General features: G+C 45.1%; 21 protein-coding genes. 2 read left to right on the top strand and 19 right to left on the bottom strand.

The window, feature by feature from the left end; translation table 11 throughout:
- Positions 1-46: 46 nt before the first annotated feature.
- The 3 genes from C0Q44_RS26645 to C0Q44_RS26635 all read right to left on the bottom strand — a co-directional run bounded on the left by C0Q44_RS26645 (position 47) and on the right by C0Q44_RS26635 (position 4,472).
- Positions 47-1,492, bottom strand: coding sequence for a hypothetical protein (locus tag C0Q44_RS26645; RefSeq protein ID WP_105410182.1), 1,446 nt, complete (start codon positions 1,490-1,492; stop codon positions 47-49).
- 75 nt (positions 1,493-1,567) lie between these two features.
- On the bottom strand, positions 1,568-3,037 hold the full coding sequence (locus tag C0Q44_RS26640; protein WP_105410181.1) for a fibronectin type III domain-containing protein: 1,470 nt from the start codon (positions 3,035-3,037) through the stop codon (positions 1,568-1,570).
- A gap of 487 nt (positions 3,038-3,524) precedes the next feature.
- Positions 3,525-4,472 carry a DMT family transporter gene (locus C0Q44_RS26635; RefSeq protein WP_105410180.1) on the bottom strand — a complete coding sequence of 316 codons (948 nt, stop codon included), beginning with the start codon at positions 4,470-4,472 and terminating at the stop codon, positions 3,525-3,527.
- Positions 4,473-4,636: 164 nt separating this feature from the next.
- Here C0Q44_RS26635 and C0Q44_RS26630 point away from each other — a divergent pair, with 164 nt between their 5' ends.
- Complete coding sequence (locus tag C0Q44_RS26630) at positions 4,637-5,512, top strand: LysR family transcriptional regulator (protein WP_105410179.1); 876 nt, start codon at positions 4,637-4,639, stop codon at positions 5,510-5,512.
- Between the two features lie 42 nt (positions 5,513-5,554).
- On the opposite strand, the gene C0Q44_RS26625 is transcribed toward C0Q44_RS26630, so the two are convergent.
- The 5 genes from C0Q44_RS26625 to C0Q44_RS26605 all read right to left on the bottom strand — a co-directional run bounded on the left by C0Q44_RS26625 (position 5,555) and on the right by C0Q44_RS26605 (position 8,712).
- The gene (locus C0Q44_RS26625; RefSeq protein WP_105410178.1) at positions 5,555-5,758 is read right to left on the bottom strand and encodes a hypothetical protein; all 204 of its coding nucleotides are present in this window, start codon (positions 5,756-5,758) and stop codon (positions 5,555-5,557) included.
- 27 nt (positions 5,759-5,785) lie between these two features.
- Positions 5,786-6,283 carry a tetratricopeptide repeat protein gene (locus C0Q44_RS26620; protein ID WP_374955154.1) on the bottom strand — a complete coding sequence of 166 codons (498 nt, stop codon included), beginning with the start codon at positions 6,281-6,283 and terminating at the stop codon, positions 5,786-5,788.
- A gap of 193 nt (positions 6,284-6,476) precedes the next feature.
- The gene (gene cyoE, locus C0Q44_RS26615; RefSeq protein WP_105410176.1) at positions 6,477-7,334 is read right to left on the bottom strand and encodes a heme o synthase; all 858 of its coding nucleotides are present in this window, start codon (positions 7,332-7,334) and stop codon (positions 6,477-6,479) included.
- Positions 7,335-7,490: 156 nt separating this feature from the next.
- Positions 7,491-8,057 (bottom strand): hypothetical protein, encoded by a 567-nt coding sequence (locus tag C0Q44_RS26610; RefSeq protein ID WP_105410175.1) that lies wholly within the window; start codon positions 8,055-8,057, stop codon positions 7,491-7,493.
- Positions 8,058-8,358: 301 nt separating this feature from the next.
- Positions 8,359-8,712, bottom strand: a complete 354-nt coding sequence (locus C0Q44_RS26605) for a DUF3243 domain-containing protein (RefSeq protein WP_105410174.1) — start codon at positions 8,710-8,712, stop codon at positions 8,359-8,361.
- A gap of 267 nt (positions 8,713-8,979) precedes the next feature.
- Here C0Q44_RS26605 and C0Q44_RS26600 point away from each other — a divergent pair, with 267 nt between their 5' ends.
- Entirely contained in the window at positions 8,980-9,189 is a 210-nt protein-coding gene (locus C0Q44_RS26600; RefSeq protein WP_105410173.1) for a hypothetical protein, read from the top strand.
- Between the two features lie 123 nt (positions 9,190-9,312).
- On the opposite strand, the gene C0Q44_RS26595 is transcribed toward C0Q44_RS26600, so the two are convergent.
- The 11 genes from C0Q44_RS26595 to C0Q44_RS26545 all read right to left on the bottom strand — a co-directional run bounded on the left by C0Q44_RS26595 (position 9,313) and on the right by C0Q44_RS26545 (position 20,038).
- Positions 9,313-10,224: an NAD(P)/FAD-dependent oxidoreductase gene (locus tag C0Q44_RS26595; RefSeq protein WP_105410172.1), complete on the bottom strand. Its 912-nt coding sequence runs from the start codon at positions 10,222-10,224 to the stop codon at positions 9,313-9,315.
- A 229-nt stretch (positions 10,225-10,453) separates the two neighbouring features.
- Positions 10,454-12,085, bottom strand: coding sequence for an S-layer homology domain-containing protein (locus C0Q44_RS26590; protein ID WP_258166566.1), 1,632 nt, complete (start codon positions 12,083-12,085; stop codon positions 10,454-10,456).
- A gap of 93 nt (positions 12,086-12,178) precedes the next feature.
- A complete protein-coding gene (locus tag C0Q44_RS26585; protein ID WP_105410171.1) occupies positions 12,179-12,778 on the bottom strand; it encodes a nitroreductase family protein in 600 nt (199 codons plus the stop codon).
- Between the two features lie 159 nt (positions 12,779-12,937).
- Complete coding sequence (locus C0Q44_RS26580; protein WP_105410170.1) at positions 12,938-13,189, bottom strand: hypothetical protein; 252 nt, start codon at positions 13,187-13,189, stop codon at positions 12,938-12,940.
- A gap of 133 nt (positions 13,190-13,322) precedes the next feature.
- On the bottom strand, positions 13,323-14,180 hold the full coding sequence (locus C0Q44_RS26575; protein WP_105410169.1) for an AraC family transcriptional regulator: 858 nt from the start codon (positions 14,178-14,180) through the stop codon (positions 13,323-13,325).
- Between the two features lie 72 nt (positions 14,181-14,252).
- A complete protein-coding gene (locus tag C0Q44_RS26570; protein WP_105410168.1) occupies positions 14,253-14,801 on the bottom strand; it encodes a glutathione peroxidase in 549 nt (182 codons plus the stop codon).
- 138 nt (positions 14,802-14,939) lie between these two features.
- Entirely contained in the window at positions 14,940-15,323 is a 384-nt protein-coding gene (locus C0Q44_RS26565; RefSeq protein ID WP_146113516.1) for a hypothetical protein, read from the bottom strand.
- A 266-nt stretch (positions 15,324-15,589) separates the two neighbouring features.
- Entirely contained in the window at positions 15,590-16,420 is an 831-nt protein-coding gene (locus C0Q44_RS26560) for a carbohydrate ABC transporter permease (protein ID WP_105410208.1), read from the bottom strand.
- A gap of 70 nt (positions 16,421-16,490) precedes the next feature.
- On the bottom strand, positions 16,491-17,372 hold the full coding sequence (locus C0Q44_RS26555) for a carbohydrate ABC transporter permease (RefSeq protein WP_105410166.1): 882 nt from the start codon (positions 17,370-17,372) through the stop codon (positions 16,491-16,493).
- A 290-nt stretch (positions 17,373-17,662) separates the two neighbouring features.
- Positions 17,663-18,979, bottom strand: a complete 1,317-nt coding sequence (locus tag C0Q44_RS26550) for an ABC transporter substrate-binding protein (protein WP_105410165.1) — start codon at positions 18,977-18,979, stop codon at positions 17,663-17,665.
- Between the two features lie 198 nt (positions 18,980-19,177).
- Positions 19,178-20,038, bottom strand: a complete 861-nt coding sequence (locus C0Q44_RS26545; protein ID WP_105410164.1) for a response regulator transcription factor — start codon at positions 20,036-20,038, stop codon at positions 19,178-19,180.
- Between the last annotated feature and the right edge of the window lie 20 nt (positions 20,039-20,058).

Below are 20,058 nucleotides of genomic sequence, written 5' to 3'. Positions count from 1 at the left end.
TTATTCGGTGATGGACAAGCCTTCGTATTCGTTACAGACGAACGAGTCAACGTAATGGTCTGACCCTGTACTGTAGCCGTTTTGGTTTGCGGGCAAGGGCTCTCAGATCCCGTTTGTACCCAAACCCCTTGGCATCGTATTTACCAGGAATGGAATTCACACAGGACTGAGTAGGTGCTGTAATGGTACGGGCTGGTTTATATTCGCCTGAAACTACAGTTGGTCCGCCCTGCTTGTTCAACGTACCACTGAAACCCCCACTGTTGTAATCCACACTTGACGGAAGGCTATTCGTGCTCGCAGCATACTTTATTGTTTGCTCTGTGCGTGATTCAGGAGCTGTAAAGTATACAATACGCTGACTTGCGACTTGCTTGGCCTCTGCTTCTGTCGTATACGTGCCCTTCGGCATGATCTTGGTTTCCTGAATCGAGGTTTCGGTATCTACTGTACCATCCCCGTTATTGTCTAACTGGTACCACATGCTTTCACGATAATTTACGTGGTATTTAGGGATTTTCTTTTTTCTAACCGCACTATACGTGACAAAATATTTGTAAATTGGATAATCGTATGTGTTATAGCCCACATCCATATCGTAAAACTGTGCGGATGCCGAGTTATACTGTCTTTCCAAGGAAAACCCCATGCCATTGCGGCCCGGAAGCGTAGCATCCACATGCTCCAGCATCAACCCACCGCTCATGTTGGAAACAGCTTCACCGTTTTCTCCCACCATGTAGGGTGCTTCATTAAACGAGTTTTTGTTAAACACCGGTGCTTTCTCGGTAATATGCTTCCCTGGATCTGGCACGCTGGTTGACGCAGCTAAGGGTTTAATGACGTCAGCAGCAGGTTTGCTGACTTGGTTCTGGCCATCCGATGCATCAGTATCTTCTCCCTGATCTGTAGCTCCTATTTCAGGTGCAGTAGTTGATTCGGGAAGCTCTCCATTATCCTTGCCTGTCTCTTCGGCAGAAGGTTGCTCACTCTCAGGTGTATCAATCGCTGGATCTGTTGCAGGTAGTTCAACTTCTTCGCCTTCCACGGTTTCTTTCTCTTCTGTTGATTCTCCTTTTTCAGGCTCCCCATAAACCTCCTCAGTCACGGCAAACGTGTCATATCGTTGCATGATACTGGACTGATCCGCACCAACACTGACAATCGATATATCGTTGTTAAGCAAACCTTCTGAATATACGTCACTTGTAACGCTTTGAGATTCATTGATTTCATTTGGATAAAGTACACTTAGTGCTTCGTCAAACCCAATCTGACTCTCACTCATTTTAAAGAAGGCTGACAGGATCTGATTCAGATTATATCCCTGATCCAGATAATCTTGGATAAAACCTTCTGTTGTGCCAAATTCATCAATCAGAATCTGAATAATTTCATTGGAAATGCCCTGTTCTTCCTCCGCATATGTAGTAGCCGGAATCCAGTTTGTAAAAAGTCCTGATAATACTGAAACTATAAGGATAATATTCATTAACCTCTTTATATTAGATTGTTTCAACCTGTTCTCCCCGTTCGTGTTCTATGTGTGATTATAATCAATTTCTTTTTACGGATTTAGAATCGTTGTTTTGATCAGATTCCCATTAGAATCATACTGATAGATTATTTTTTTCCCAGTATCGAAAACGATACTTGTTAGTTGGCCTGACGCGTTATACATATACGTATATTTTTGACTTATCTTTTTCTTGACACTATTGCTAGGTATAGATTGGTTTCCTATTCTGTCTACAGCAGTCACGTAAAAAGTGTATTCAATATTAGGAAAGAGATTCTGAATCAAATGATCGCTTCCACGACTTTGTCCTACAAGAACACCATTTTGGTATACATTATAGGTCTCTACAATTCCATTTTGAATCATGTCCCAGGAAAGCTTAATTGAAGTGTCATTTATAACTTTCAACTTCACATTGCTTGGAGCCTTAGAAGGGTCCAGTACTTTAGGCTGATCGTCAATTGTAATCAGTTTAGGTACGGTTATTTTTTCAGGAGTCGCTGTGTCTTTATCAAGTTCCTGTCCCCAAATATAAATCTGAGATGTATTGCTAACTGCAGCACTCATCGTACGATTTGTGGAGATTGATTTTATATTGGTTAGACCAGGTAATCTGGCTCCCTGTCCATAGGTATTATCACCCAATGAGAAGACTGTTCCTGACTGCTCTAAGGCCAGTATATGATTAGGTCCCAGCGCAAGCTGTTTTAAATTTGAATATCCTGTCTTAGACGGAAAAGGAAAACTACCAATACTACTCGCTTCGCCCCATATCCACCCTGTATCATTAATATCAATCGCAGTACCAAATGTATCTTGCAGATAGATATGTTTTATTTTCTCTTGAATATTTAATTTCACAGGCGAGGTCTTGTAATCAAATGGAACACTAGCATTAATACGATCCCTCTCTCTTCCCCATTTCCACACCGTTCCATCCGATTTCAATGCAAGTGATTTGTTATATGCAACCGCTATTTCAACTACATTTTCTAAACCGGGCACTTGGGTAAATGTACTACGAGATACTTTGTCTCCGAGTCCCAATTGACCTTCATCATTTAGTCCTCGTGTCCAAACTGTCCCATCTTCTTTTAAAATCATCTCAAACTGATCAGTACCAGCTATGGCTTTAAGATTTTTCATGGGGGTAATTGCTGAACCCGTTGATTTGGATGCAGAGAATATCCCTTCAGAGTTAATAACAAACGTTTTACTAGGACTTGTCGATATATCAATTACATCTTTGATATCTGTAACTGAAACCTTCCCAAGGCTGTTAAATTTATTTAAAGTACTTCTACCAAGCTGTCCATAGTCATTCACGCCAGCTGACCATGTCGATCCATCACGGCCTAGTACCCAGAAAGAATTATCTCCGACGAAAACCCGATTCACTTTCCCATTGCTGCTATTCTGAATTTCCGCTGCCAAACTCTCACCATTGAAGACACTAAAGCTAAAAATCAGTGTTAAGACTACCAGGAGAAACTTATCTCTAATATTTTTCATTTTCATGTATTAAACTCCACCCTCAGACTCCTATTTGTGTTACGAAGATTCACTTGCTTAATTGCTATTAGACTAATGCATGTATTAGAGTCCTCCTTGGGTAAGAAAAGATTACTAGTAAAAAATACTTATATGGAATCGAGCTTTATCATTATCATCTATTCAACACTTTAAGGAAATAGGCTTATTTTGTATTTTATTGTCTTATTTTGTCGAATAAAAGCCTGATACACTATATAAAAGTTTATATATGTATAATGCTCCATTTATATAGGTTTTCCATAGTAAAACTATATATATAAAGACAATATTCGTAAATAATATAAGAATGCTTTTACAGGTTCGATAATCAAGATAAAGTTTAGTTAAATTTATATTTTTTTCCAATTTTATTTTCTCTTCATGTGGCAACTCCCTCTACCAATGCAAACACAAAGAGACTTTACGATCATCTTTAGCTGAAGATGATCGTAAAGTCTCTTTCTTATCTCTTTTACAGACCTGCTGCTCCCTGATCGCCCAGTTCCGGCTGTAAAATCGGACGTTTACGTCGCCAATAGAGAGGCTGTCGAATTCGGATCTCTGTAATCAGAACACCCACCAGCATCAAAGCTGCTCCTGCATATCCTTGCAACGTTAACGACTCCCCTTGAAACGTAAAAACAAAAGCCGCTGCAAATAAAGGTTCGAGAGAGAAGATCAGACTTGTTCTCGTGGGAGAAGCATGACGCTGTGCGAGCGTCTGTAGAATATATCCCAAACCGCTACACAATACGCCCAAACCAATAATCGCTGCCCAGGATTCCGGTGTATCGGGTAGACGTGGTGTTTCCAGCAGAAATGTAGCCGCAATTCCCCACATCGCTGCCACACCCAATTGAACGGTCCCCAGTGTTAAAGGATCATGCTTCGGTGTGTACTTGCCAGCAATCATAATATAGATGGCATACACTAACGCTGCAAGAATGCACAATAAGTCTCCCATATGAAGACTCAGCTCATGTTGAAGAGTCAACAAACCCAGCCCGGTTACTGCGACCAGTATACTGGCTGTCAATCGTTTGTCCGGCATACGACGATGCTGGATGGTCGTCAGGATCGGCACGAAAATAACGGCCAAACTTATAAGGAATCCCGCTTGGGATGTCGTTGTTCGTTGCACACCATAGGTGATCAATACAAAGGCAGCGAATAAAGCCGTTCCCATAATGACTCCTGCCTTTAGCGTTCTTCGATCCATTTTAAACAATCGCCTATGAAAAAGAATCCCTGCCGCAAGAAAGGCAATTCCAAAACGAAATGCAACCAGATTCAACTCCTGCATGGACGCAAGTCCCGATTTCATAAACAGATAAGACGATCCCCATATGACTGTTGCGAGCAGCATCTGTATGTCCGCTCTTCTCGTTGCCTGACCTTGATTAACCTGTACACCATTCATCTTGCTTCAACCTTCATTCTATGTAATTTGATCTGTGTGATCGTGGGTCAAACTAACTCGCCTTGGCAAGTATAAACGATCTATTTGCATTATAAAAATGAATATTTATAATGGATTATATGAAATAAATTCATGTATTAAATGAAAGAAGGAACGATAAGCTCATGTCGTTAATCAAATACGAAATATTGAATACCGTTGTCGAATATGGCAGTCTCACCAAAGCAGCTAAGACACTGAACATCACCCAATCCGCGGTCAGCCATGCCATCGCCAGTCTGGAGTCTGAATGTGGTTTCTCACTGCTCCATCGCGGACGTTCCGGTGCACGGGTAACCGATGAAGGCGAACGTATTCTGGGCTACACACGTGAGATTCTGCGTTGGACGGAACTGATGAACCAAGAGATTTCCCTGATTCGCGGCGCTGAGATTGGTACTGTGCGTATTGGTACCTTCGCCAGTGTCTCCACACAATGGCTGCCAGGCATACTGAAGCAATTCCGTCTGCGTCATCCTGGCATAGAAATCAAGCTGTGGGAAGGTGATTATGCCGAGATTGAGGGCTGGTTAGCCGGAGGCGCCATCGATCTCGGATTTCTGTCCCTCGGCGATTCATCGCCTTTTGAGACCATTCCATTGCAAAAAGACAGGATGATGTGCATCCTGCCTCTGGATCATCCTCTCGCCTCAGAGGAGTCAGTATCGTTTGATATCTTATTGGAGCAACCCTTCATTCTGCCCAAGTGGGGCGGGGATAACGAGATTGAACGACTGATCCGGCAGCATGCAGCCAAACTCAATGTCGTCTATGAAGTGGCCGAGGATCAGGCGATTATGGCAATGGTTCGCAACGGCCTAGGAATCAGCCTTCTTCCGGAGATGGTGCTGCAAAATCATACGGATGCACTCGCCCTTGTGCCACTCACTGGAGATCCTTATCGCACAATCGGCATGGCCTGCCCCTCGTTAGGCAATCTATCGCCCGCTACGCGCCGTTTCATTGAAGAGGTGCAGCAGTGGCTTGGCCCGGTTATGTAACTTTGGAGAACTCACTACCTGTGTCGTTATGATCGATTTCTCCTATCCGTTACTCACAAATTGAATAACACCAAGAGTCAGCAGCAGTACAGATATAATCACAATCGTGATGCCAAAACCAATTAGAAAGCGCACTCCGGGTGAACGTTTATTATTTTGCATACTGACAGCCAGAAGGTTATCCAGCTTATATTCAAGTTGATCCAACCTTTCGTTTACTTGCTTCATATCTTGATTGGAATTCATGAATTCATCTCCTTTATGGATTAAAATTTATTCCCACACCCGATCCAGCTGATCTGCGTAGAAACGGATTGCTCTGCTATAGTCGTTTATTCTCTGATCACTTGACGTATCCGCGAGTTGTATAAGCAGCCGCTGCATGGCTTCAGCATGTTCACCCCGATTGTAGAGCACCATCGCATAGAAAGCTTCAAATTCCCGGTACTCCGGGAATTCCCTCATCCCGGTCTCCAACCAGATCTTCGCCGCATCGTATTGTCCAAGCGTTCGATAGGTACTGCCAAGTCCAAGGATGGCACCTGCCCTGTCCTCGCTTGGAAGCTCCAGACTTAGAGTTCGCTCATAGTGTGGGACAGCTTCCCGCTCCAATCCAAGAGAATCATGCGCCCAGGCTAACTGGTACCAGCCCTGAGCGTTCTCAGGTTCATGTTCTGTAATCTCTTGCAGAAGATCAATCGCTTCCTGCACCTTGCCTTCTTGTCTCCAAAGTACGGCCTGTTCCACATTCCTCATACTGGCACTTCCCATCTTACATAATACTTTCCATATGTATCATTCTTTTGTTTATTATACCAAATACAACCTGAAAAAAGCACCCCAGAGAACGTGTTGCGACAGCCTAGGGTTGTCCAACGCTATTCCATAGAATGCTTTTTCATTTAGATCAGCAGTCCTTTTCAGGCACCATGTACCAGGGCAGTGCGGCTTTCCATCATACGGATTAAGACCAAGTCGTATTCGCGACCATGAGGATAAATATAAGCATGAGATAGTTGACCGAGATCAGGAAGTTCACTTTGGCCCATTTCTCATCATCCGTTGTCTTTAGTCCACGGAGTGTATGCACGAACCAGATTATACTTGCGATCAGGGATACAATCAGAAACACCAAACCTACGTAGTCATAATAATACAACAGGAATACGGCAGGAATCAGCAGAAAAACATAAGGAATCATCTGCAGCTTGGTGCGTTTTACCCCTTTAACAACAGGCAACAATGGGAACCCGGCAGCACGATACTCCTCGACCCGGCGAATACCCAATGACCAGAAGTGTGGAGGTTGCCACAGGAACAAAAGTGCGAATAACAACCATGCTCCCGCATCAATCTCATTCGTTACAGCCGTATAACCGATGACAGGTGGCATCGCTCCCGCGATTCCACCCAGCGATGTGCTCCAGGTCGAACTGCGTTTCAACCACATCGTGTAAATCACGATGTACGCGAACCATCCGAGCAAAGCCATCCAGCCTGACAACGGGTTCACGAGGAGGAACAATACCGCCACTCCTGCAACACCAAGGATAATCCCATAGCCCAGAACAAATCCGGGCTTCAGATGATTAATGTAATCCATCCGTTTTTTGGTTCGCTCCATCTTTTGATCCAATTCACGATCCCAATAATTGTTGATTACACAAGCTGAAGCAATGACCAGTGTTGACCCAATAACTACCATGAGCAGAGATACCCACGAGATATCCCATTTTGAAGCTACCCAGAATCCTACCGCTACCGCAAATACGTTGAGCCTTAGAAGTCCGGGTTTGGTTAATGCAATCATATCTTTAAGCATGAGGAGCCTCCTGAACTATGTAAAAACGCCATTCCAATAATGATACATGTACCTACCATTAATTACAATCGCTTTCATGAATTTGTCATAACCAAAAAGCATCCCTCACCGTTCCAAAGGATCGGGGGAATGCTTAAATGAAGATTCTCTATTCGTTTATGGGATGTATTGCTGCACAATTTTAGTGACTTTTCCATCTTGGACTGTAAGATGATAAGGGAAAATCGACAGATCAAGAATGCGAGTATTCTCATACAATGATTCGAACTTGGAGAGTGTTACAGGCTCATTCCACTGAATGTCTGCCCCCTGCATCGTCCCGTCCCGGTCGTACAACTGCATCAAAACCTCAGCGTTGGCACTAACCTCAATCTTTTCCTGCTCTTTATTGTCATTAACAATATAGTAACCATCTGGAGCACCATCTATACCTGCTTCCGGATTTCGCTGTTCAAAAATAGTATCAGCTTCTTCACCTTGATACCAGCCAATCTTGTCCACTGACATAACCAACTTGCCATTCTCTTGGTGCAAACCTTCCACATAGGCTGTAAACATTTCAGAGTTGGCAACCTGAGCTTCTTTCGCAGAAGGTTGTTGAGCTTCTGTACTACCTTGAGCATTCGCAGGGGTAAGCAAATATGTAGTCAGCACAATCGTACCAAGTAAAGCAACAACTGCACCGATCATTCGTAGTTTCCATTGTTTTGTCGCGTTCTTCATAGGTAACATCTCTCCTTAATATGAACGTTACTATTCCTTAACCGGAAGTCTTCCGTCTCAAACGCTCATGCGAACTATCGATTCAACGTTTCTTGTTTTCTTATCATACTTGTAATAAGAACAACAAAAGTATCAGCCAGATTAAAAATAGTTACAATACACGTCATCACTACCATCTGTAGTTCATCTAGCCGACATGTAACCGACAAAGAAACCCCGAAGGCATCGGCCTTCAGGGTTTCCAATAGCAAATATACGATTCTTATGCATGTAAATGAATTTTAAACGTATATGCTTGATCTTAATGATTGGCTGTGGAGCCTTGTGCCAAACGAACGAGCATATGAGCCAGCATATGACGCTCTTCTTCCTTACCGACATTCCACAGTTCCTGAAGCAGTTTTTCTTCACGGTTACGCGGTTCTTCCCGAGCTGCCAGATAATCCGCTACTTTCTCGGCGATTTTGGCCATTTGCTCCTCACTTAGTCCGATGGATTCACCCATGGCAATTCGCTTACCCAGGTATGCTTTGAATGCGTCAAAGTTCTGTAAAATCTGTTCTCTTTCTTCCGGTGCAATCTTCTCGATCGCGTTGTCCACCTTGTCCGTTGAAACTTGGCCATCTTTATGGATTACATGATTCTGTTTAGTCATTGTCATAACCTCCTGAAGAATAGTTGTTTATTTGGTTTCAAGCATGAAGCTTAACAAGCATTGATTATCTATAATATAAACGTCTTGATGAAGTTTAATCAGAGGACTTTTTATTCTGCATATATCTTCTATATGCCAGTACATACGTTCTAAACTGCAAGTAGCTACGTTTCAAAAGAGCTCCAGCGGTTAATCGTTTACATAGACGAGAAGGTGTTTGGATAAGTTAAGGAGCACCTTACACATTATGGACAAGGAGGAATTGCCATGAGTGACCAAGCCAAACCTGACAAAACAAATGAAGAGCTTGAACCCGGTGTAAATACCGTGATCCATCCCGACAAGAAAAATCCAGGTCCAACCGACATGATTGAAGATGTGGTTGGTGATATCGTGGACAACATTCGCAAGGATTTCTCTCATCATGACAAGAACAAGACCTCTTCCGATCATTCATCCGATTCATCGGATAAGTAATGGTTGCTCTGAAGATGACAACTCCAAAAGTCCTCCTGCCTTTTATAGGCTTGGGAGGACTTTTCGGTTACCTACTAAAGTTACCTGAGCAGTTCATCTGCATTCTGGATTTAAACTTAACACTTAATGTTTCTCCATCTGCTGTAGCGCCTTATGAATCCAGATCGCGGCAATCGACCCTTCCCCCATGGCGACGGTAGCCTGTTCGGCATGCAGACCCAGATCCCCGGCAATCCATACATTACTCGCTGCCTGTAAACTCCGCGGATCGGCTTCAACATGCTTATTATCTGCGATTACAGCCCCAAGTTGCTCCGCCAATTCATAGTGCACCCGATTGCCTCCAAAAGCGATAAACCCTCGCTCCGACTCAAAAATCTGTCCATCTTCGGTCAGAACACCCGTAATGTGTCCGTCTTCGATCTGCTGCACTTCCTGCACAGCCGCTTCCAGATAACGGACTCCCGCCTCTTTCATGCTGCGATGAAGCTCTGCAGATATGGGAGTCTGCTCATGATTGATGTATAACAGTTCGTTCGTGCGTGCAATTAAAATCATCGCCATATGAGCACCGGCTTCACCAGCTCCCAGCAGTATCGTGCGCTTATTCTCTATCTCATATCCATCGCAATCGGGACAGACATAGACTGTGCGACCAAGTGTTGGGGTCAATCCCTTAATATCCGGTACACGATCCGAGAGACCCGTTGCCAGCAATACAGTATTGGCCTTATATTCAGAGCCGGAAGAACCGATTAGCCGAATCTGTTCCCCTTGACGTCCGGCCTCAACGATGCGTTCCTGCTCAAAGGAAACACCAGTTATCTCAGCTTGCATTCTCCCCCTGGCTCGGAGTTCTTCACCAGATACCCCATCGGGGAACCCCAGAATATTATGATACGTTCGACACAGCGTAGATCTGCCTTCTCCTGCGTCGATCACTAACACTTGATGAGACGAATAACGCCCAAGCTGGATGGCTGCCTGAAGCCCTGCGAGCCCTCCACCCACGATAATGCAATCAACCTCTCGCATGCTCCTTCTCCTCCTGTACTTCCATTGATCTCTTGATCTATTTATTTGAACTATTTGTCCTTTTATACATTAAACCGCTCAGTCAGGCTTAAACTGTTCCTCATATCCTTTATCTTGTACCAAAACAAATAGACCCAAACCATCCGTATGAATCACGGTGCGTTTGGATCAGTGCAAGATCGAGTTATTATAGCTGTTCGCATGAAATCAATACTGCGGTGAGGACAATCTAGAAGTTATAGGATTCAAATCGCGAAGCATTAGAAATGGCGTTCCATACATCTGCGGTTTCTCCGCCCATATACCAGTATGCCAATCCGGCAATCTGCCGTTGCTCACTCATCAATACTTTAGCCGATAAAGAGCGACTATCTTCTGCCCATATATATCGGGGTGTACCGTTACTGTTGTACCCGATAATATACTGAACCAGGTTCGCATCCCAACGTCTCACAGAGCCCGCAGCACGCGCACGTATTCCTTGTTCTGCCAATGTAATGTCCCAGGATAAAGCTGCTGGGTCCACAGAGGACCAGTCCCGTGTATACAACGGCAGAGCCAGAATGATTTTGGCACGTACCACCTCGGTCAGCAACGTATCCAGCGCCTTTTCTACCCAGGGATAGGAAGCCACTGATCCTGCCTTGGGATCACCATTCCAATTCTCTTCATACCCCATCAGTACCATATAATCCGATACAGCACCCAGTCTGGCATAATCGAATGCATCCGTCCAATCCGTACCCAGGTCTGGCGATACATCCACGGATACAACAGCACCCAGTGCATGCAACGCGGCTGTCAGGGAAGTGACGAATGCCGTTAATCCTTCACGATCCGCAGGGTCGACATTTTCAAAATCCACGTTAATTCCACCCAGCTTATAGGTTTGGACGTAGGCCGCTACCTGTGAGATCACTGCTGCTCTGTTCGCTTGGCTGGACAACATCTGATGTGTTATGGCGGAATCCGAGCGATTACCAAGCAATGGCCATAACTGCCTGTCTGTAGCGGAAGCCCAGGAGATTAATGCCGGGTCGGCGTGATCGGTTACTTTCATGCTACTGTTAAGAAAAAACCAGCGTGGGACGAGCGTATTCACTTCGGACTGCTGCACCTGTTGCTTGAATTCTGCCGTAGAGGAATTATATTGCCAGCCGAGCTGAACGCCGAGTTCATCTGCACGTTGTAACTGTTCGGACCAGGTTTTCTTTTGTACAATGGCGTTGAGCATGACTGCCGCTTCTTCTCGTGTTACCTGGTCATGCGGTCGAAACAATCCCTCGCTACCCCGCATCAGTCCAAGCTGATAGACCGTCTGCACATAAGGGCGTGCCCAGTCCGAGATATCCGCTGCGTCAGAATAGGTTGAAGATAACAGTCCAGTCACGACAGGCTGCTGTTTTAACATGCGAACAAGCAGTGTTGCCGCTTCTTCTCGTGTGATGGAGGCATTGGGCTGGAATGTTCCCTGACCTTTACCTTCCAGGATAAAAAGATTGGTCATGGCGGCAACGTTACCGTAGTACCAGGCACTCATGCTGATATCTTGATATGGATTAATATTATTTTGGACTGGCTTCAAACCTAGCAATCTCACAGCAAACGTTGCAAATTCTGCACGAGTAACGGATTTCTTCGGTTCAAACGTATTCTCTGAAGTACCCGTTGCGATCCCTTTGTCCACCAGATGTGTAATGGCATCCTTGGCATAACTGTTATAGGTATCCTGAAATTGTTGCTGCACTGTTGCAGCCTTTACGGCCGTGTTAGGTCCTGCCACCATGCCAAGTGTTAATAACCCGCATATAGCAATCTTCCACACGCGTCGGTTTGCTATATTCTCTAATCTATTATTCACATCAAAAAGCCTCGCTTCATTGGATTACGATCAACTATCATCGTATCAAATTGAAGCGAGGCCGTATGTGGTCAAATGTTGGGAATATGAAGCTTACTTGTGTACTTTAACACGCTCTTCGATCGCTTGGAATTCTTTCTCCCCTGGCGCTGACGTCGGTTTACCAAATGGCATCTGAGCGATCAGTCTCCAGTTCTCAGGAATGTTCCATTCTTGCTTAACCTTCTCATCAATCAACGGATTGTAGTGCTGCAAAGATGCACCCAGACCTTCTTGTTCCAGAGCAGTCCAGATTACCAGTTGCAACATACCATTCGATTGGTTAGCCCAGATCGGGAAGTTATCTGCATAAGCCGCAAAATTCTGTTGAAGCTGTGCGATCGCATTGTTATCTTCAAAGAAGAGAACCGTAGCATATCCGCTGCGGAAGCCAGTCATTTTTTCAGCTGTGGATTTGAAAGCTTCTTCATTACCAACCACTTCACGCAAAATATCTTCGGTGTGATTCCACAATTTATCATGTTGTTCACCGAGTAATACTACAGCACGGGAAGTTTGTGAGTTGAATGATGTTGGTGTGTATTTCACCGCTTCTTCAACGATTTCCTGGATCTTGGCATCCGAGATCGTGGACTCCTTGCTGATTCCATAATAAGATCTTCTGTTCTTCAACGCATCAAAAAAAGTAGACATTCTTATTTCGCCTCCCAAAATGGTGTTAATTTTATTACCAACAAAGTAACTATAATATAGTAACGTACATTAGTCAACAAACTAATTAATTTTCACTAAACATATATTCAACGAAAAAAACGACACCTGTTTGCTCAAATCTGCCATTGAAGTTAACCTTCATTCACTCGCCTTTTGGCGATAATCAGCCCTGTATTTCTCTTCGGTAGACGAGTTACTTTTCGTCTGATCCTTATTCTTCTCTTCCTGTGCCTCCATGTTCAGATCTTCCATTGGAATCGGGTCTACGGTCTGTTCTTCTTCATAATGGTCAAGCAAACTTTCGTGCTCCGTCTGGTATTGCTCTGGGTTGTCATGAGTAAGTTCCTGGCGTGTATCCCTGTTATTCTGATCCGGTGTGCGCTCTTTCATTCATGATCGCCTCCTTTAATTTCATTACCCTTTCTTTACCTGTTCTGCCTGTTTTCTAAACACAAGGAATCCTGATTCGAATGGAAAAGAAACAAAAAAGCCAACCAGTTTGCTGGTTGGCTACATCTTTATTTTACGGTTGGCGGTGTAAGTTGGTACGATACAGATCGGGTGAACATCCCACACTTTGTTTGAAAATCCGGCTAAAATGGGAAAGTCGCTTGAACCCCGACAATCGACTTGCTTCAGTTACCGTAATGTCCGGCTGAAACTGAAATAACAGCTTCGCCTGATTAATGCGACGGTCATACAAGTATTTGAATATCGTCAGACCTGTCATTTCCTTGAACATACCTGCCAGATATGGCTTGGACAGATGCAATTCCAGTGCAAGATCATTCAGACCGATGTCCTTCATATAATGGGTGTCTACATATCGGATAATATGCTGCACATGCCGCTCCTTCTCCGAGGAGGGAAGATGTTCTTCGACATGCCCCTGGCAGATCTCAGCTACAAAATACAACAGATCACACATCCTAAGATTTAAGCGTTCCTGTCTGAAACCCGTCTGACTTTGAGACAAACGATGTAGTTCATGTAACAGAGCTTCAAATTCGGACCGAGTATCTCCTGTCAAGTTCACCCTGCAATTTCGCAGTTCTTCAAAGGGCTTCAACACCTCTTCCATGCGGTCCGGGTGCAGACTGCTGCGAATGGCTGACGGATCGAAATGCAGGGTCGTTCGTTCGTAAGTACTGCCCGGTTTTGGATGGGGCCGATGAAGCGTCAAACCATGCATCAACACCAGATCACCCGGCTCCAAATTGTATACCCGGTCCCCTATAATATAGGTGCACTCTCCATCATGAAAATAATAAATCTCGTAGTGCGGATGGGAATGGAACCCATCTGAATTACCCGGGCTAAACTGGCTGGTAGAACGGTAACTATATTCTAGTGAAGCGCTAAATTGCATCAAGCTTGGCACATTCATGCACCTCCTGTTCGGGAGAGGATCAAGATTCGTATTATGCCCTCTGTAGGATATATGAACGTGTAATTATAGAAGCTGTTTAATGCTTTCCTCAATCTCGTCGATGGAGTCAACAGGTTCGAAACGTCTAACCACATGACCCTCTGCATCAATTAAGAATTTGGTGAAGTTCCATTTGATCGCATCTCCATGTAACCATTGAGGTGCTTTATCCGCTACCATTAATTTCAATAGTTTTGCCTGTATATCAGTTTCATCAAAACCTGTAAATGGCCCTGACTTTTTCAGAAAGTCGTAGAGCGGGTGAGCAGTTTCTCCATTCACATCCATTTTGGAGAACATCGGAAATTGAACACCATAATTAATCTGGCAGAAAGATTCCGCTTCCGAACTACTTCCTGGCTCCTGCTCGGCAAACTGGTTGCACGGGAATCCAATAATCTGTAGCCCTTGGTCCTTATACTCTTCATACAGTTTCTGCATGTCATCAAATTGATGCGTATATTTACATTTACTCGCTGTGTTCACGATTAGCACGGGCTTTCCTTCATATTGGTAGAGCGGAAAGCGTTCTCCACTGGTTCTGGTTACGGTAAAGTCATAGATGGTTGGCATAAGTCTAGTGCACCTCGCGATTGTTATGTAGTCTTACAGAATCATATGATTGTTAATTATATACGAAGTCAGCCCTATTGTATTGCGGAAGATATTGATCGTTCAGATTAGACTCAGAAATATCTAAAAACATATCGATTACTCAACTGCTCTAATACTCATAACATATTTGGTTCTGGGCAGATACTTTATTTCCAGTGTTTTATCTCGATTTTCCCAGGCGATATCCCGAGTGTTAATCAATTCCATTTGATTTATTTCGATGGATTGTTCCCTCCATTTCCTGCCCATGGACCCTATGTAGTTCGGTTTACCAGTTATTGTTTCGTAATCTTTGGAGAGATAAGGACCTATATCCTGAATACCCGACACTGTCTTAGAAGCAAAAAGTAATACCCAGCCGATACCAAAAATGACACAACAGCACTTGATAGATATTCGTTTTACGATGTTTATTATTTGCTTCATGCCATGAAACAACCCCATACCAAGTGCAAATACTCCAAATACTACTCCAATCAAATTTAAAAAGATCCAACTAGGAAAAAAGGTTAGAAAGAACGAGGAAATACCACACAATACAAAAACAATAAATATGATTATACTCAGCATCAACAACATCCTCTTCCTTCATTTAAATATGTCCCATGAATCCCGATAAAGAATCGCCTCCAATGGATAAACTCAGATCATGGATTAATTCTCCCTTTCAACAGAAAACCCTTCTGCCGCGAAAATCTCTTCGTTCAGCAAAAGGGTTATTATATGGGATCACAGTGACAGCAGATTTAGCCCTTCACGGCACTTCCGGCCACGCCTTGGATGATATAATGCTGACCCACCAGGAATACAATAATCATCGGAATAATGCCTGCCGTGGCAGCGGCCATCATGCCGTTGTAGTCGACATTGTTCTCCAGAATAAAGTTCTGTAGTCCGAGCGGCACGGTGTACAGGTCTTTGTCGATCAGGAAGACGAGTGCGTTCTCATAATCATTCCAGTGCCAAGAGAAATCGATGATCGCCAGCGTAGCCAGCGCCGGCTTCGCCAAGGGCAGAATCAGCCTGAAGAATATACGCAGGTGCCCCGCACCGTCTATGAACGCCGCTTCCGAGATTTCCGAAGGCACAGACAGAAAGAACTGGCGCAGCATAAACACCCCAAAGATCGTGAACATTCCGGGCAGGATCAAGGCCCAATGCGTATTATAGATGCCCACCCACTCAAACATCAGAAACTTAGGAACAAAGAGCACTTGTGGCGGTACCATCATCATGGAGAGATAGATCAGAAACAGCGTCTCACGGCCTTTAAACTGAACCCTCGCGAAGCCGTAGGCAGCAAAAGCCGACAGGAATACGGCTCCAATGGTGCTAATCAGCGATATTTTCAACGAGTTCAGATAATATGTCGCAAAGGTATCCGCTCCGCTCCAGACCTTGATATGATGTTCCCAGTTCAGGCTGGAGGGAATCCACTGGATCGGATAGGTGAAGACATCTGCTGGAGATTTGAACGACGTGCTGATCATCCAGATGAACGGCATAATCATCAGTAGAGCGAAACCCGACATCAGAAGGGTCAACAGGATTCTTCGAACCTGAGTCAAAGACTCCATGCGGACTTTGGGCGAACGCGGGGTTCCTGGTTTGGCGATATTTATCTTTTCCATCATGATCCCCCCCTCCTTAATAGTGAACCCAGCGTTTTTGCCCTAGCCACTGCAATACCGTGAAGACCATGATGATGGCAAAGAGCGCCCAACTAATCGCCGCTGCATACCCCATCTCGTAATAACGGAAGGCATTCTGGTAAATAAACAGCGACAGTACGGTTGTACTGTTCCCCGGTCCGCCCTGCGTGATCGCCTGGATGATGCCAAAGTTCTTGATCGTCATGATCAGTCCTGTAATCAGCAGCAGAAACGTAGTTGGACTCACAAGCGGCCAAATGACGCGGCGTACAGTCTGCCATGGACGTGCCCCATCGATACGTGCTGCCTCGACCAATTCCTCCGGGATTTCCTGCAAAGCGGCGAGATAAATGATCATGTTATACCCGAGCATAAACCAGATCCAGATGATATCTATCGCATACATCGACCACTCGGTTGTGGAAAGCCAACCAGGCGGATTCGTGATGCCGATGCCCCGCAGAAATCCGTTAATCGGTCCCGATGTCGGCTGGAACAGCAGCATCCAGACAAATGCGATGGCTACACCGCTCGTGATATAGGGCATGAAATAGAGCGCGCGCAGTGTTTTTTGCCAATAGACAGACTTATTCAATGCTACAGCCACGATAAAGGCCAGCCCCATCGATATTGGAACCGCTAACAGAAACACAAACGTGTTACGTAATGCCACCCCAAACAGGTCATCATTCAGCATACGGCGGATATTGTCCAGCCCTACGTAGTTCGTCTCCGGGCTCATGAATTTGTAATCGGTGAACATGAGATAGAATGAATACACAGCCGGTATGATAAAAAATAACAGCACCCCGAGCATATTCGGCCCAATAAACAGATACCCGAGCCTGCTCTGCCGTTTCATCCAGGATTTGTTCATATGCTCCCCACTCCTTAATATCTGTTCTGGAATTAAGCATAACAAGATGTCCTCTAACATTTAAGGAACATAACCCTGTACCTGATATCACAGATATATGTATTTTGGCAGTAGCTTTTGGAAGGGAAGAACACATGGAATCGTTCTATTCACTTCAGCCCACGGGAGAACAGATTTATCCAATGAATAACTATGAACAGACAGGGGGCTCGGAAGACTCCAGCACGATAGGCACGACGCAAAAAACCGCCCCAGTTGGGACGGCCCTCGGTCTGTACGTAAGTTGCATTCTATTGATTCTGCTTCAGCCAGTCATTATGGCGTTTGACCATATTCTGCACCGTGACTTCGGCAGTCTGATTGCCGAGGAAGAATTTTTCATACTCCTGTGCACGCAGATCCACCACTTCCTGGGCAATACTGCGGACAAACGTAGGTGTCTTGTCACCGTATAACACAAACTCCAATGATTCTTTATCATAAGAATCAGCATGGTCGCCTAACAGGTGGTCAATCGCCGTCTGTTGATCCACTACATTGGAGGACGGTAAACGTCCACCCGCAGCCATTGGCATCATGCCCCCATCCGCGTACCATTTCAGGAACTCCCAAGCAGCTTCTTTGTTCTTCGACTTGGAATTAATGGCGATGAAGTCACCCAATCCACCGCTCTTCACCATATCCGCTTCCTGTGCAGCTAGTCTTGGCACAGGTGCAAAGGCGATTTTCCAATCCCGCGGGAATTCGGTCATGTTGTTCGACGTGCGAATCAGCCATTCGCCGATGTTAATCATCGCAGACTCGCCGCCCAGGAACATGTTCTCCACTGGCATTTTGGAAGTCAACTGTTCACCAAGTGGCGGTGTGGTTGCATCCTCCTTCATCATTCCGTTCAACGTTTCCAGCCATTTCGTGACAAGGGGATCATCCAGATTGGATGTGCCATCTGCCTTCACATAACCATTCTTGACCAGGACGGAATCGAGCGGGTCCACGTAGGAAGCGGTGTGCTGAACCAGTCCGTACTTGAAGCCCGCTGTCTTCAGTTTAAGTGCGTATCCACGAGCCTCATCCCAAGTCCACGCTGTAGGAACACTTAATCCCGCTTGGTTAAGCGCTTTCATATTTAAGGCGAAGAAGGCAGCATTTTTCTTGGTCGGCATGCCGTAGTATTTACCGTCCACTTTCCACGAAGCCGCGTCTTCCCCCATTTTCTCATCAATGTTGTAATCGGTGAACTCGCCCAGATCAAGTGCTGTTCCGCCTTTGATACGTTTGTCGAGATTCGTGAGCGTGTAGTTGACATACAGATCGACATTCTGTCCGGTGGACAGCGCCGTATCCAACTTGAGGTTGCCATCATCGTCATTCACAAACCGCACATACTCCACTTGAATATCCGGATGCTCTGCATTCCAGGTATCCACCACTTCCTGTGGGCCATTCTCGGGCGGTACCGCGCCCCACATGGTCAGCTTCACTTTTCCCGCTGCCGCCCCGCCGCCGTTATCTCCACCGGTTGTCTCGTTTTTCCCCACACAGCCAGCCAGCAAACCGAGCATCAACGCGCCTACAATCAATGTGACTATTCCTTTTTTCGTTCTCATCTGGTTCAGGACCTCCCTGATCTGAAGTGAATGTACCTTCCATTACATCGTAGCAGGGACCCACGCGTGTTCATAAGATACATATCCATGCTTCGAATTGAACAAAAATACGGATTTGTCTGTGATTTCATTGCCGCCAGATGTACACATTTCATCTATTCCTTTTCCATCAGCACCTTCATCTATTCATCCTCAGGGTTAAGATCGGTGACGATATTGGCTAGGTGTACAACCGGTCCAGCGCTTGAATATTTTGATAAAATAATTATCACTTCCGAATCCGACCCGGTAGCCAATCTCCTGTACGGGCAGCTTCGTCTCCCGCAAATATTCTGCTGCTTTCTCCATCCGTATCCCATGCAAATAGTGAATAAGGGTATGCCCTGTTTTCTTTTTGAACAGAGCGCTTACATAATTTTCGCCCATCATGACATATCGGGACATCGATTTGACGGTGATATCCTGATCATAATTTTGTCCAATATACTCCATAATCTTGCTAATCTCGGGATGTGTCACCATCGGACCACGCACTGTTGTGAACGGCAGTTCAGATTCAGTCGGGAGCGCAGAAGAAACCGTAAGAGAAGGATCAGGTGTGGACGTCGTTGTGAGAATTGGTGTGGGAGCCGGCACTTCAGGATGATTATGATGATCAGTATCCGTAATTGCTTCAGCCGAAGCTCCCAGTTCCGCACTCACTTTACGTAACGTATCACGCAAGGAATTAACACTCATCGACAGCTTCAAAATATAATTCGAAGCCCCATATTCCATTGCACGACGTACATATTCAAACTCCCCCATACAGGTGAGCATCACGAACTTGGTTTTCAGACCGGCCCGGCGAGTCTGTTTGAGCAGTTCAAGACCATCCATGCCTGGCATAACAATATCGGTTAACACCAGATCCGGAGCATCCTGTATAATCATCGCCAGCGCTTCGGTTCCATTGCCAGATTCTCCAATGACCGTGAACCCCAGTTCTTCCCAGGAAATAATCTCCCGCACCGACTCCCGTACGAATACTTCATCCTCTACAAGCAGCACCTTCCACATTGCAGCTTCCCCTCTCCAGT

The sequence above is a fragment of the Paenibacillus sp. PCH8 genome, from assembly GCF_002968835.1.
GTDB lineage: Bacteria > Bacillota > Bacilli > Paenibacillales > Paenibacillaceae > Paenibacillus.
This window is presented reverse-complemented; position numbering and strand designations above follow the sequence as displayed.